The organism is Clostridium sp. (assembly GCF_050717545.1).
GTDB lineage: Bacteria > Bacillota > Clostridia > Clostridiales > Clostridiaceae > Clostridium_AD.
Genome location: NZ_JBOITN010000031.1, coordinates 57,523 through 71,973, shown reverse-complemented (window position 1 = coordinate 71,973; position 14,451 = coordinate 57,523). Strand labels below are relative to the sequence as shown.

12 protein-coding genes are annotated in these 14,451 nt (G+C 30.7%); 5 read left to right on the top strand and 7 right to left on the bottom strand.

Features of this window, described 5'->3' with window-relative positions; genetic code table 11:
* Positions 1-14: 14 nt before the first annotated feature.
* The 7 genes from ACREVX_RS08960 to hcp all read right to left on the bottom strand — a co-directional run bounded on the left by ACREVX_RS08960 (position 15) and on the right by hcp (position 7,833).
* Entirely contained in the window at positions 15-878 is an 864-nt protein-coding gene (locus tag ACREVX_RS08960; RefSeq protein WP_431543842.1) for a DUF6414 family protein, read from the bottom strand.
* A 146-nt stretch (positions 879-1,024) separates the two neighbouring features.
* Entirely contained in the window at positions 1,025-2,227 is a 1,203-nt protein-coding gene (locus tag ACREVX_RS08955; RefSeq protein WP_431543841.1) for a DNA polymerase Y family protein, read from the bottom strand.
* Positions 2,228-2,384: 157 nt separating this feature from the next.
* Positions 2,385-4,091 (bottom strand): phosphoenolpyruvate--protein phosphotransferase, encoded by a 1,707-nt coding sequence (gene ptsP, locus ACREVX_RS08950; protein WP_431543840.1) that lies wholly within the window; start codon positions 4,089-4,091, stop codon positions 2,385-2,387.
* Between the two features lie 12 nt (positions 4,092-4,103).
* Positions 4,104-4,367 (bottom strand): HPr family phosphocarrier protein, encoded by a 264-nt coding sequence (locus ACREVX_RS08945; RefSeq protein ID WP_431543839.1) that lies wholly within the window; start codon positions 4,365-4,367, stop codon positions 4,104-4,106.
* Positions 4,368-4,380: 13 nt separating this feature from the next.
* The gene (locus ACREVX_RS08940; protein WP_431543838.1) at positions 4,381-4,869 is read right to left on the bottom strand and encodes a PTS sugar transporter subunit IIA; all 489 of its coding nucleotides are present in this window, start codon (positions 4,867-4,869) and stop codon (positions 4,381-4,383) included.
* Between the two features lie 207 nt (positions 4,870-5,076).
* The gene (locus ACREVX_RS08935; RefSeq protein ID WP_431543837.1) at positions 5,077-5,913 is read right to left on the bottom strand and encodes a PRD domain-containing protein; all 837 of its coding nucleotides are present in this window, start codon (positions 5,911-5,913) and stop codon (positions 5,077-5,079) included.
* A 276-nt stretch (positions 5,914-6,189) separates the two neighbouring features.
* The gene (gene hcp, locus ACREVX_RS08930; protein WP_431543836.1) at positions 6,190-7,833 is read right to left on the bottom strand and encodes a hydroxylamine reductase; all 1,644 of its coding nucleotides are present in this window, start codon (positions 7,831-7,833) and stop codon (positions 6,190-6,192) included.
* Between the two features lie 457 nt (positions 7,834-8,290).
* On the opposite strand from hcp, the gene ACREVX_RS08925 reads away from it, so the two are divergent.
* From ACREVX_RS08925 to ACREVX_RS08905, 5 genes are all read left to right on the top strand, one after another.
* Positions 8,291-9,904, top strand: a complete 1,614-nt coding sequence (locus tag ACREVX_RS08925) for a Na/Pi cotransporter family protein (RefSeq protein WP_431543835.1) — start codon at positions 8,291-8,293, stop codon at positions 9,902-9,904.
* Between the two features lie 127 nt (positions 9,905-10,031).
* Positions 10,032-11,639, top strand: a complete 1,608-nt coding sequence (locus ACREVX_RS08920) for a Na/Pi cotransporter family protein (protein ID WP_431543834.1) — start codon at positions 10,032-10,034, stop codon at positions 11,637-11,639.
* Between the two features lie 100 nt (positions 11,640-11,739).
* Complete coding sequence (locus ACREVX_RS08915; protein WP_431543833.1) at positions 11,740-12,150, top strand: YtxH domain-containing protein; 411 nt, start codon at positions 11,740-11,742, stop codon at positions 12,148-12,150.
* 37 nt (positions 12,151-12,187) lie between these two features.
* Positions 12,188-12,523: a hypothetical protein gene (locus ACREVX_RS08910; protein WP_431543832.1), complete on the top strand. Its 336-nt coding sequence runs from the start codon at positions 12,188-12,190 to the stop codon at positions 12,521-12,523.
* A gap of 129 nt (positions 12,524-12,652) precedes the next feature.
* A complete protein-coding gene (locus ACREVX_RS08905) occupies positions 12,653-14,422 on the top strand; it encodes a M3 family oligoendopeptidase (protein WP_431543831.1) in 1,770 nt (589 codons plus the stop codon).
* Positions 14,423-14,451 lie beyond the last annotated feature (29 nt).

Genomic DNA, 14,451 nt, shown 5'->3' with positions numbered 1-14,451 from the left:
CTTTATTTGTGATTCTAAATATACATTGCTATAGGTATAATCTCAATTATAGGTTCATTAACTTCTAATTGCTTTGAATCATAATCACTAATTAAATTTGTATCTTTTAGAAATCTATTTTTAAATTCCATAAAATACTCCTCATCTAAATAATCAAAATATGTGCCGCTTAGCAAACTATTGTTATTAATTTCATTTTCCTTTGGAATTTTAACTACCTTTCCAAGAACAGTTATTCTTGCACCTTCAATATAATCCAAATTATCAGCCATATGTTTTATATCTAAAGGTACTATAACTTTTGTATTGCTATTACCTATAGTACCGCTAATATATTTTATACATTTTTCAGCTTTGCAAAGCAACATATCTTCTTTTAAAATTTTTAAAACTTGCCTTTTAACTTTATATTCCTGACTTTCATCAACACTTTCTGCGGGTTCAGGTGAGAATGCTAATTGCATTTCCATAACTCTAATTATATCTTCTATATATTCCAGGACTGGATTTTTATATAATTGCCCCGTAAACTGAACAAAATCGAATTCCTTTATGGTTTTTATATCCGTGTCATCGTTTATAATTTTTAACATAGTCTGCTGATTTAATATGTTTTTTAATCTGGACAATATTGTTATTACTATCGATACCCTTTCTTCTATTTTCTGTGATGTAAATTCATTTAAAAGTTGAACATTTAAGTCTCCTTGCCTTATTTTACCACAAGTAAGTTCATATAATGGTGTATTAGTACTAATAGTTAGAAGCTTTCTACTACTTTCACTTTTAATTTCTGCAAACTCTTCAATTACAATGGTATACAAGTTATTTATCATACCTTCATTAAAATATAAGGGGATAAGTGCTCTATTATCCAAATAAACATGCCTCCATAAATTACTTCTTACTAGTTTATATTAATTCCTATATTTTAGAACAATAGCATAATATTTAAATAATTTTCTACAAAATAACCTCATAAACGTAGATTTTATAATAAAAAAATAACTAGTTTAATGTCTAGTTATTTTTTTAAAAATACCGATTTAGTAACTATAGTTTCACCATATCTTTGCCGCAAACTATCTATAGTTTTATCAATAGCTCTTTCTTTTTTATCACCATCACTATCAATATCGAAAATTGATGTTTGTTTAAAACTATCGCGAGCTAAATTATTAAGAGAAACTCCCAGGAGTCTTATAGGTTCTCCTTTCCATAACTCATCAAAAATGCTTTTTACCGTTTTTAATATCTCTTGGGTTAAATCTGTAGAACTTTTTAAAGTTCTACTACGAGAGTAATCAATAAACTCATTATTCCTTATAGTTACACTAATACAGTAACAGCTTTTTTTCATATATCTTAACCTAGTCGATGTATGCTCAACCAGTTCTAGTAATACTACGTAGGCTTCACTTTTACTACGTATATCATCAGCAAGCGTTGTTGAATTACTTATTCCTTTTACCTCACGTTTATCTGATTTAACCTCTCTGTCATCTATACCATTTGCATATTTCCACATAAGGTTACCACTACTTTTAAAGTGGTACTTCAAAAACTCTACATCATACCTTGCTAAATCTCCTATAGTAAATATATTTAAATTGTTAAGCCTTGGAACAGTTCTCTTTCCAACCATAAAAAGTTCACCAACTGGCAGGTGCCACATTTTTTTTTGTATTTGATTTTTAAAAAGTGAATGTACTCTATCAGGCTTTTCAAAATCAGATGCCATCTTAGCTAAAAGTTTAACATCTGACATACCAATATTCACTGTAAATCCAAGTTCTAACTTTATCCTCTCCTTAATATCACAAGCGAGCTTAAGTGCCGCCTCTGTTGAGGTATTATAACTTGTTACATCTAAATAACACTCATCTATAGAGAACTTCTCAACAAAAGGAGTATAATCCCCAAAGACTTCCCTCATGCTAATACTACACCTCTCATACAGTCTAAAGTCAGGGGGAACCACTACAAGGTTTGGACATTTCTTTCTCGCAGTATATAAACTTTCTCCTGTTATTATCATACTTTTTTTAGCTATCATAGATTTTGCTAAAACTACCCCTCTTTGAGACTCGGCATCCCCTCCTATTACAGAGGCTACTTCCCTTAGGTCAATATCTTCACCTTTCTTTAGTTTATCTGCAGCACTCCAAGAAAGGAATGCTGAATTAACATCTATATGAAATATAAGTTTATCCTTAAATTTAATCATCTAACCTCATCCTTAAATCATCACCTTCGCTACTGCAATATTTTGCCCATAAATATAATTAACTGTATATAATTAACTATATTATATACAGTTAAAGTGAAAAAAAGCAATCTATCCTTAAATAAGAATAAACTGCTTTAATGAAGATATTACTTTACTACTTAACGTTTGCTTTTATATATTCCTTTATCTCATCTGAATCTCCAAATGATAATATAGGTCCAGATAGCTTTTTACATTCTTCATACTTAGAACTTGTAATAGTTTTACGTGCTCTTAAAATTGAAGAAGCGCTCATACTGAATTCATCTAGTCCAAATCCAAGTAATACTGGGATAAGATTTGTATCTCCTGCCATTTCACCACACATATTTACTTTTATTCCAGCATTATGACCATTATCTATTACAGTTTTTATAAGTCTTAAAACTGCTGGATGATAGAAATCATATAAATAAGATATTTTCTCATTCATCCTATCAACGGCTAAAGTATATTGAATTAAATCATTAGTACCAATACTAAAGAAGTCTACCTCTTTAGCTAATATATCTGACATTACTGCAGCAGATGGTATTTCTATCATAATACCTACTTCGATATTTTCATCAAATGCTACGCCTTCTGACTTAAGTTCAGTTTTACACTTCTCAAGTATTTTTTTAGCCATTCTAAGTTCTTGAAGATTACATATCATAGGGAACATGATTTTAAGTTTCCCGTATGCAGATGCTCGTACTAAAGCTCTTAATTGGGTTACAAATATATCTGTTCTATCAAGACAAAGTCTAATTGCTCTGTAGCCCAAAAATGGATTCATTTCATCATCCATAGGTAAGTAAGTTAATTTCTTATCTCCACCGATATCTAAGGTTCTTATGATAACAGGTTTTCCATTCATTGCCTCAAGAACGGCTTTATATTCACCAAATTGTTCTTCTTCTGTTGGAAGAGCATCTTTTGACATATATAAAAATTCTGTTCTAAATAAACCAATTGCTTCTGCGCCATTTTTTATAACAGATTCTATATCCGCTGAAGAACCAATATTTGCAGCAAGCTCTACTGTTTTACCATCAATTGTAGTAGATGCCATTGTTGCATATTTTTCTAACTGATTTTTAAATTCAATAAATTCTTGTTGACGTTTTTTATAATCAGCTAAAGTTTTTTCATCAGGATTAATAATAATTAAACCTTCTTCGCCATCTACAATAAGTATATCATCATCTTTAATTACACGAATTCCAGTTCCTGCGCCTACTACTGCTGGTAATTCTAAAGATCTTGCAATAATTGAAGTATGAGCAGTCCTTCCTCCTACTTCTGTTACAAACGCCAATATTTTATCTTTATCTATCTGCGCTGTATCTGATGGAGTAAGATCCTTTGCTACTAATATACACTCATCTTCGATTTCAGCAATTGATACTACTTTTATTCCCATTAATATGTTAAGCACTCTTTTGGTTACATCTCTAATATCGGCTGCCCTTTCATTCATATACTCATTATCCATATTTTCAAAAATAGTTGCAGTTTGCATCGCAACTGTTTGTAACGCAAATTCAGCATTAAATTTTTCATCACTAATTTTCTTTTGGATAGACCCTATAAATTCTGGATCTTCAAGCATACATAAATGTGCTTCAAATATTTCAGCCTTTTCATTTCCTAACTTTTCTATAACACCTTCAATTACTTTTTGAAGCTCAGTAATTGCTTGTTTTAATGCGTTATCAAACCTTGTTATCTCTTTTTCTGAATCTAATACCTTATTTTCCTTTACCTCTGGTACTTCTTCTTTAATAACTAATGCTTTACCTATCGCTATTCCATATGATACACCTATCGCTTTTAACATTTTTTCTCCCCCTTATTTAACTAGTCCTTCTTCGATAACTTTAACCATAGCTACTACAGCTGCTGCTTCATCTGCACCACTAGTTCTTATTATTAATTCATCATTTTTAATAGCTGCCATACACATTATAGCTACAATGCTTTTTGCATTATATTCGTTGCCATCTTTTACTATAAGTACCTCTGATTTAAATTTAGAAGCCTCTTTAACTACTGATAATGCTGGTCTTGCATGTATTCCACTTTCACTTTTAACTATTGCTTTTTTTTCCATCATAATAAACACACCCCTATTTTTTTAATTTTATTGTTATTACTTCATTATTTTTATCTACTGCTCCAAATTTAAACTCTACTGATTCCATTATTTCATTTTCTGTAAGAATTAGAACACTCAAATTAGATTTAACTTTAGCTTTTATTAATTCGTTATCAAAAGTCAATAATTTGTCTCCAGCCTTAACTTGTTGTCCCTTCTTAGCAAAAGCTTCAAATCCTTCGCCCTTCATCTCTACAGTATCAATACCTATATGAAGTAATATTTCTATTCCCTCTTTTGTCTTTAAAATCAAGGCATGTTTTGTAGGGAATAATTGAAGTACTTCACCATCAACTGGTGCATACAATACTCCTTCTGTAGATTCAAATCCTATTCCATTTCCAAGCATTTTAGATGAAAAAACTTCATCAGGTATTTCTGATATATCAAAACATCTTCCTACAACTGGAGATTTTAAAATCATATTCTTTTCTTTACTTTTTTTAAATAAACCAAACATTGGTATCATCCTCTCCTTCTTTAAAGTAGATTAATCCTTATTAATATTTACTTTAATTTTAAATTAATTATATAAAATTAGTTTGTGCATTATCATGTGTTTAAAATCCATTAAAACAAAAGACACAAACTAATAAGATGCCATATTAGCATATTATATGGTTCATGCCTGATCTAATCAGTAACACACCTAATATTATGTACTTTTTTAATTTGATTGTTGTAATCGATGTATATGCATAGCAATGTATGAAACTTCATCTTCACAAACTTCTTTTAAAAGTTTTTCTGATATAAGCTCACATACTTTTTTTGAAAGTAAAAAGGCTTCGCTCATCTGCGCTTTAACCGATTCTAACATTATATTTTTTAAAACCTTATCATTTACTATTCTATCTAAAGCATACCTTAAATGAGATACTAACCTAGCATATTCCATGGATTTTTTATTAGTTTTTATTCCAAGAAGCTCTTGAATATATTCCATTACTTCTTTAACTATTCTAGTATATTCCAGGCTTTTAGATACTTCGTCGTTGACTCTTGCAGAACGTATATGTAGTGTAATAAAACCGATTTCACTTTCTGGCAAGACCACATTTAATTTTTCTTTAATAAATTTTGTTCCTTTTTGAGCTATGTTATATTCATCAGGGTATAAAGTTTGTATCTCGTTTAGAAATGGATTAACTATATCAATTCCAAGTTCCATCCTTTTCATTGCGAAACTAATATGATCACCTAGCCCAACATGTATATGTGAATTTAAACTTTCACCAAAAGTGTCTTCAGCAAGAGAAATAATTTCTTCTGCTACTGCTAATATTTCACCTTCTATGTTTTTAACAATCTCTACATAACTATCTTTTTCACTATCATCAATTTTAATAAATTTCTGTTCAATATTACTGTCTTTAGATATAAGCTGTCCAGGTTTTTTACCAAAACCTATTCCCTTACCAAAAAGAACATATACATTATTATTTTTTTCAGAAACAACAACATTGCTACTAAGTGATTTTAAAACCTTATAATCAATATTCATGTTAACATTACCTCTTCTATATTCTAAAATAGATTTTCATATTATTCAAGAGCTTTTTAAAATAATTCTTAGAAAATTTAAATATTAACACATAATTTGTAATATTTCCATCACTAAAAAAAACCTTTCATTTCCTTAATTAGATTATAACATTATCAGTTCAATTAGTGTAAGTTTTAACAAAATTATTTCACCCTTAGATTATCTCCTGCGGAGCTGAAATTTCGTTAAATAGAAACGAGCACCCTAAGTATTTTAGGGTGCTCACTCAAAATCTTAAGCCATAAACATTTTTATATCGTCCTCTGAGGTGGAAATTCCTGCTATTCCAAAGTTTTCTACCAATACATTAACAACATTTGGAGATAAAAATGCTGGTAATGTTGGTCCTAAGTGAATATTTTTAACGCCAAGGTGAAGTAATGCCAATAATACTATTACAGCTTTCTGTTCATACCATGCAATATTATATGTTATTGGGAGTTCATTAATATCAGCAAGTCCAAACACTTCTTGTAATTTCATTGCAATAACTACTAATGAATAAGAATCATTACATTGTCCTGCATCTAAAACCCTAGGTATTCCACCAATATCTCCAAGTTCTAATTTATTGTATCTATATTTTGCACAGCCTGCAGTTAAAATAACTGTATCTGTTGGTAATTCTTTTGCAAAATCAGTATAATATTCGCGACTTTTCATTCTTCCATCACAACCAGCCATTACAAAGAATCTTTTGATTGCTCCTGTTTTAACAGCATCTACAACTTTATCAGCCAATGCTATTACTTGATTATGAGCAAATCCCCCTACTATTTCTCCTCTTTCAATTTCAGTTGGTGTCTTGCATTTCTTTGCATGCTCAATTATAGCAGAGAAATCTTTTGCTGCTCCATCCACTCCATCTGCTATATGGATTAGTCCGTCAAATCCAGTTGCTCCAGTAGTATAAACTCTCTCTTTATAAGAATCTTTTGGAGGAGTAATACAGTTTGTTGTCATTAGTATTGGTCCGTTAAAGCTTTCAAACTCTGAATTTTGTTTCCACCAAGCATTTCCGTAATTTCCTACAAGATTATCATATTTTTTGAATGCTGGATAATAGTTTGCTGGTAACATTTCACTATGAGTATATACATCTACTCCAGTACCTTGTGTTTGTTTTAATAATTCTTCCATATCCTTTAAATCATGTCCACTAATTAGTATTCCTGGATTATTTCTTACTCCTATATTTACCTTTGTAATTTCAGGATTTCCGTAAGTAGAAGTATTTGCTCCATCAAGTAGTGCCATAGCATCTACTCCATATTTACCACACTCAAGTACTAATGCAACTAACTGTTCAACTGTTAAAGTATCATCTGTGATTTGAGCAAGTCCTTTTTGCATATATGAATAAATGTCACTATTTTCATATCCTAGGTTAAATGCGTGGTCAGCATAAGCTGCTATTCCTTTAATGCCATAAGTTACAAGTTCTCTTAAAGACCTTATATCTTCATTTTCTGTTTGAAGAACCCCTACACTTATAGATTTACTTTCAAATTCCGCAGGTGTTCCTGTCCATGTTGCACACTCAGGTAAATTTGCATCTAATACGCCACCAGCATTTACAAGTTCAGCTTTAATAACCGCGCGAAGTTCTAAAGCCTTAGTTATATTTTCTACAAATCTCGCCTTATTAAAATTAGCATTTGTTATAGTCATAAACAAACCATTTACTACAAATCTGTTTACTTCTTTGTTTTCTATTCCTAATTCTCTTGCTTTTGTGCTATAAATTGACATTCCTTTTAACATGTAGATTAACAAATCCTGCATATTAGCTACATCATCTGTTTTACCACACACCCCTCTTATAGTACAGCCTGTACCCTTTGACGCTTCTTGACATTGATAACAAAACATACCCATTATAAATTCCTCCTATTGTTTTTCTGGATAGACAAATATTTATCTTCCATATTAATTTTTTATGATCTATATAACTATAAATAATTTAACATGTATCGTTGAACTACCTTTATTATACTTTGACATTCATTAGTTGTCGGTAACAAATGTTACAATAATATACCTTTTATATATTCTTTTAATATCTTCAATTTATGGTAGATTATTAGTTACTTGATAATATTAAAATTCATTCTATAATATAGTATAATAAGCATGTAAAAAATAGGTATTAGTGATACCATAAAACATAGAAATGTTAAATAAAGTTAACCTACTCTTAACATATTGCGATATCTGTTGAAATAATGTACTACTTTATAAAATAATTAACATAAACTATAAAAACTTAACACCAACTTAACATTATTGTGATAAGATTTCATTTGAATATTCTTTTTAGAGGAGTGTTATTAATATGGATTACAAAATGATTTTCCAACTTTTAGGTGGTTTAGGGTTATTTGTATACGGAATGAAGCTAATGGGCGATGGTCTTCAGAAGGTTGCAGGTGAAAAGTTAAAAAAAATGCTAGAAATTCTAACTAGCAACAGATTTTTTGCTGTTCTCGTTGGTGCAGGCGTCACTGCAATTATACAAAGTAGTAGCGCAACTACAGTAATGACTATAGGTTTTGTAAATGCAGGTCTTATGAATTTATTTCAAGCCGCTGGGATTATCATGGGAGCAAATATTGGTACTACTATGACGGCTCAGCTTATAGCCTTTAAACTTACAGATATTGCTCCACTAATTCTCTCAATAGGTGCTGTTTTAGTCTTGTTTAGTAAGAAGAAAAAAAATAAAGATATTGGCGAGATTGTCCTAGGTTTCGGTATATTATTTGTTGGTATGTCAATGATGGAAACATCTATGAGACCTTTAAGTGAACTAGATGCATTTAAAAATCTTATTTTAGTTTTAGGAAAGCACCCATTCATGGGGGTTATTGTTGGTCTTTGCATGACTGCTACAGTTCAAAGTAGTAGTGCTACTATTGGAATATTAATGGCACTTGCTTCAAATGGCAACATCACACTTGCTTTTGCGCTTCCTATACTTTTTGGGGATAATATTGGAACCTGCGTTACTGCACTACTAGCAAGTATAGGCACTAGTAGAAATGCTAAGAGGGCGGCTCTTCTCCACTTGATCTTTAACTTTACAGGTACAGTGTTATTTATGCTAGCTTTCAAGCCAGTTTTAAAAATCGTTCCAATGTTTGGTGGAGATGTTCAAAGACAAATCGCAAATGCTCACACATTATTTAATGTGGCAAATGTATTTATACAAGTTTGGTTTATAGGTGCTTTAGTTAATATTGTAAACAAATTAGTACCTGGACAGGATGAAAAATCCTCTGCACTAGTACTTGAATACTTAGATAGAAGGCTCCTTGAAACTCCATCTATTGCAGTTGGACAAGTTATAAAGGAAGTTACTAGAATGGGGAAATTATCATCAACTAATCTTTCTAATGCAATGAATGCATTCCTAAATCGTGATGAAAAAATGATTAACTCAGTTAACGAGCATGAAGTTACTATAAATTATCTTGAAAGAGAAATAGTTAGTTATATGGTTTCGCTTTCAAACACTTCTCTATCAGAACATCAATCTGAGATTATTACCTCCCTATATAATGTAGTAAATGATATAGAGAGAATCGGAGATCACGCTGAAAACTTAAGTGAGCTTGCAAAATCAAGGTTGGATAATAAAATTAATTTTTCAGAAAAAGCCATAACGGATGTCACATATATGTTTGAAACTGTAAAATATTGTGTTGATAATGCAATAAAAGCTTTAGAAACTTTCGACTTAGAATCCGCTCACAAAGCCATGGATGTTGAGAATAAAATTGATGCCCTGGAAAAGCAACTAAAAAAAGAACATATAATTAGATTAAGTCAGCTTGAATGTGCCGCCGCTGGAAGCTCTGTTTATTTAGAGCTATTAACTAATCTTGAAAGAGTTGGAGACCATTCAAATAATATTGCACAAATGGTTGTTAATTCTAAAGAAAGTTAGCCTTATCATAATGTTTCATGTTATTTGTTATTATTACAGGTAATGTGAAACATAAAATCTTAACATCCAATTACATAATTTTAATAAAACTACAAAAGAAATTTTTTATAAGAGGAGTATTTTCAATATGGATTATAAAATGATTTTTGGACTTTTAGGCGGGTTAGGCTTATTTGTCTATGGAATGAAGCTAATGGGAGACGGTCTCCAGAAGGCCGCAGGCGAAAAGTTAAAAAGATTACTAGAGATCTTAACTAGCAATAGATTTTTTGCAGTAATTGTCGGTGCAGGAGTTACTGCTATTATGCAAAGTAGTAGTGCAACCACTGTAATGACTATAGGTTTTGTAAATGCTGGGCTTATGAATTTATTTCAAGCAGCTGGAGTTATTATGGGAGCAAATATCGGAACTACAATGACTGCTCAACTTATAGCTTTTAAACTCTCCGATGTAGCACCCCTTATTCTAGCCATAGGTGCTGCATTAGTTATGTTTGCTAAAAAAAAGAAAACAAAGGAAATTGGCGAGATTGTTTTAGGTTTTGGTATATTATTTGTTGGTATGTCAATGATGGAAGAATCTATGAAACCTCTAAGAGAACTCGAAGGCTTTAAAAATCTTATTGTAGGTTTAGAAGCACACCCATTAATGGGAGTTATTGTCGGCCTTTGCATGACTGCTACTCTTCAAAGTAGTAGCGCTACAATTGGAATTTTAATGGCACTTGCTGAAAATAACGGTATTTCCTTAGCAGTTGCTCTTCCTATACTTTATGGTGACAATATAGGAACTTGCGTTACTGCACTTCTTGCAAGTATAGGTACTACTAGGAATGCTAAGAGAGCAGCGCTTCTGCATTTGATTTTTAACTTAACGGGTACAATAATGTTTATGTTTGCTTTCGGACTGGTATTAAAAATCGTACCATTGTTTGGTGGAAGTACTCAAAGGCAAATTGCCAATGCGCACACACTGTTTAATATATCTAATGTGTTTATTCAAATTTGGTTTATTAGTATTTTAGTTAAAATTGTTAATAAATTAGTACCTGGTGGTGATGAAAAAACATCGGTTCTTGCATTACAATACTTAGATAAAAGACTACTTGAAACTCCTTCCATAGCAGTTGGACAACTTATTAAGGAAGTTACTAGAATGGGAAGATTATCTGCATTAAATCTTTCATATTCAATGGAAGCTTTCTTAAATTCTGATGAAAATATGATGAATTTAGTTATTGATAACGAGGTAACAATAAATTATTTAGAAAGAGAAATAACCAGTTATATGGTGTCACTTTCAAACACTCCGTTATCAGAATCCCAATCTGAAATTATTACTTCTTTATATAATGTTGTAAATGATATAGAAAGAATTGGGGACCACGCTGATAACCTAGGTGAACTAGCTAAAACCAAAATGGATAATAAAATATTATTTTCAAAAAAAGCAATATCTGATATTACATATATGTTTGAAACCGTAAAATACTGTGTAGATAATGCTATTTCAGCCTTAGAAAATTCTGACTTAGAATTTGCACATAAAGCTATGGACGTTGAAAACAAAATAGATGACTTAGAGAAAAAGCTAAAAAAAGAACACATTACAAGATTAAACGGACTTCAATGTAGTCCTATCGGTAGCTCTGTGTATCTTGAACTCTTAACTAATCTTGAAAGGGTTGGTGATCACTCAAATAATATTGCACAAATGGTTGTAAATTCTAATTAATCTTCTTATTACTGTTTTACATTTTTCTTTATCTATTGACATTTTTCAACATTTTGTATATAATGTACATAAGGTTTTTAACTTTTAAGGAGGGAAAATTATGATATTTTCAAGTTGGTTTAAAAATAGAAAAAAAGAATTACAAAGGAAATCTAAAATAAAAACTGCGAAAAGAGTAATTTTTAGTACTGCGGCTGGAAGTCTTGGTGGTTTAATAGGAGGTTTACTCTTTTCACCTAAATCTGGTAAAGAAAATAGAAAAGATATTATTGACTCATCAAATGATATCAAAAACAATATCAAAGGAAAAACTGTTGAACTTAAAGGAACCATTGATAATAAAGTTACATCAGCTAAAGATAGTGTAGCTGATGCTAAAGTAAAAATTTCTGAATACCTAAACGAAAAAAAGCCTTCTAAAGATACTTTATCAGAGGAAGAAATTGTTGAAACAAAAGATAGTCTAACTGATGATTCATCAGATAAAATCGCACAAAAAAATAAAAAGTAACTCAAATTAAATTAGGATAGTGGTGTTATAAATGTATGTGGACGTTTTAAAATTAGGACAAGGCTTACTAATTCTTCTTGGTTTGACACTTTTAGTTGTACTTATAATAGGTTTAATTACACTTATTATAACAATAACAAGTGTAAATTTAATTCTTAAAAGGAACAAAGAAAACATTGATGAGATATTAGATGTATTACCAAAAACTATTAAAAATTGTTTTGAGATAACAGACAACGTAAAAGATGTTACTGAAGTAGTAGTGAAAACTACCGCTAATGCACTTGAATCCACGGAGTCATTTCACAGATATTTAGTATATGTAGCAGATATATTAACTATTATAAAAAATATATTTTACAAAAAAAAGTAGGGGCAAACCTCCTACTTTTTTTTATCCTTATTATTTAACCTCATATATTGTACCGCAATTAGTATTTTATTATATTAATTGTGGTACAATATATGCAATATATAAAATTTTGTAAATGGAGGAATTAGTATGGATATGAAGTGGAGTCTAAATGAGCTCTATACATCTTTTGATAGCAAGGAATTTAAAGAAGACATGGTCTTTTTTGAAAATTCCATAGAGCATATAAAAAAATGGACACTGGAGAGCTGTAATACTTCTAATAATCTTAAAAAAAAAATTGAAGATCACATTAATACTCAGAATAAATTCAGTGATGTTGTAAATAAGTTATATAATTATGCAGAACTCACTTTAAGTGTAGATACAAAAAATCAAGTTGCAAATAACTTTTCAGAAAAAATATCATCTAAACTATCCGAACTCGCCAAACCCAATACTATATTTTCTAAGTGGCTTACTTGCGTGGAAGATTTAGAACGTATAATTGAAAGTTCTCCTCTATTAGAATCCCATAGTTATTATTTAATGAACTTAGTTAATAATAGCAAATATCTGCTTTCTAGTACTGAGGAAGAGCTTATGGCTAAGATGAAAAATAGTGGATCAGATGCATGGTCTAGGCTTCAAAATATAGTAACTTCAACTTTACTTGTTGATATTAACATAAATAGCGAGCTTAAAAAGCTTCCATTATCTATGATTAGAAATATGGCTTATGATAAAGATAAAGAAGTTCGAAAAACTGCTTACCTATCAGAACTTAAATCTTATGATAAAATTGCTGAATCCTCTGCCGCTGCAATTAATGGAATCAAAGGAGAAGTTATTACACTTTGTAATGCTAAGGGATATGATTCCCCTCTTCAAAATGCTCTTGAAAGCTCAAGAATGGACAAAGAAACTTTAGATGTTATGTTAAGTGCAATCATGGAAAGCCTTCCTTATTTTGAAAAATATTTTAGAAAAAAAGCTGAAATATTAGGTTATTCAGAAGGTCTTCCTTTTTATGAACTATTTGCGCCAATGGGAAATGTAAATATGCATTTTACCTTAGATGAAGCAAGGAAATTTATAGTTAAAAATTTTGCTTGTTTTAGTGATAAGCTTGCATCTTATGCCGATAATGCTTTTTCACATAACTGGATTGACTCAGAGCCACGAGAAGGTAAACTCGGAGGTGCATTTTGCTCTAATCTGCATTGCATTAAAGAAAGTCGAATACTTTCTAACTTTACAGGAAGTTTTAACGATGTTTCAACTCTAGCACACGAACTAGGTCATGGATATCATGGTTTATGTTTATCTAATGAATCTGCATTAAATAGTGATTATCCTATGCCTATTGCTGAAACTGCATCAATTTTTTGTGAGACAATAATAAGTAATGCAGCACTTCAAGGAGCTTCAAAAGAAGAAACCTTTGTAATTCTGGAAAATGATATCTCTAGCAATGCTCAAGTAATTGTAGATATATTGAGTCGTTATTTATTTGAAACAGAGCTTTTTGCGCGCAGGGAGGATAATTCTCTTTCCGTAAATGAGTTAAAAGAAATTATGATAAATTCTCAAAAGAAAGCCTATGGAGCTGGCCTTGACCATAATTTTTTACATCCATATATGTGGACCTGTAAACCTCATTATTATGATGCTTCCAGTAATTTTTACAATTTCCCTTATGCTTTTGGTTTATTATTCTCCAAAGGATTATACTCCAGATACTTAAAAAGCGGTGAATCATTCCTTAAAGATTATGATGCCTTGCTAACCTCTACTGGAAAAAATGATTTAGTTCAAGTTGCAAAAAAAATGGATATAGATATTCATTCTATTGATTTTTGGAGAAGCTCATTAAATCTCATTACGCAAGATATAGAGAAATTTATAAACATGAAATAGCAAAAGAAGCAAGAACATAAACTCTAATT